Source organism: Mesorhizobium sp. M0437 (assembly GCF_040321335.1).
Taxonomy (GTDB): Bacteria; Pseudomonadota; Alphaproteobacteria; order Rhizobiales; family Rhizobiaceae; genus Mesorhizobium.
On the sequence record NZ_JAMYRK010000252.1, the window covers coordinates 1 to 709 of the forward strand.

Consider the following 709-nt stretch of genomic DNA (forward strand, 5'->3'; position numbering starts at 1 on the left):
GCGACCTGGCCACCGGTCAAGAGGAAAGCGATCGGGCGGCACAGGCCATCGGTCAGGGCGTGGATCTTCGTGGTTCGCCCACCGCGCGACCGGCCAATCGCCTGATTTTGCTCCCCCCTTTGCCGGCAGAAGCGCAGCGATGCGCCTTCACGGCCGAAGAGTCGATCAGGACCTCAGCCGGAGGACCGCCAGCGCTTGCCGCGCGTGTCGGTTGGCAGCAGCGCCTGCAGCCGCGAAAACTGCTCCTCGGTCAGCCAGAAATAATCGCGATTCATCGGTGGCCTCCCTTTGGAGACCGTGAATCATAAAACCACCGTCAGTGGAACCCTTTATGGGTCCGGACCCTAGCAGGTTGTGACCATTGCTGCGGCAATGCAGCAGTCCTGGATAATAAGTCCAAGATGCCCCGGGTGCGCTTCCACCGCACCACCGGGACCTTCGCTGCAGCTAAATGCAGAAAATCCACTCGCGCGCTGAAGCCCGAAAAGGCCGCGGCGCTGGCGGGTTGAAACTCCAGTCGGGCTACGCCCTCCCTGCGTTCCAACCCGCCAGCATTCTCATCTTGATTGACGCAACGCTCGCAGCTTCATTGTCGCGCCGCCGCTGGCGGATTCCGATAGTGATGGGGTGGACGCCCCCTCGACGGCATCGATGTGCCAGAATGGTGGTGTTTGACAGCCACCGTAAGAGAGGGAGCGTCCACAATGGA

1 pseudogene is annotated in these 709 nt (G+C 62.1%); it reads right to left on the reverse strand.

Features of this window, described 5'->3' with window-relative positions:
* Positions 1-199 (reverse strand): annotated as a pseudogene (locus NKI72_RS35310) (IS5/IS1182 family transposase); the annotation flags it as partial.
* Between the last annotated feature and the right edge of the window lie 510 nt (positions 200-709).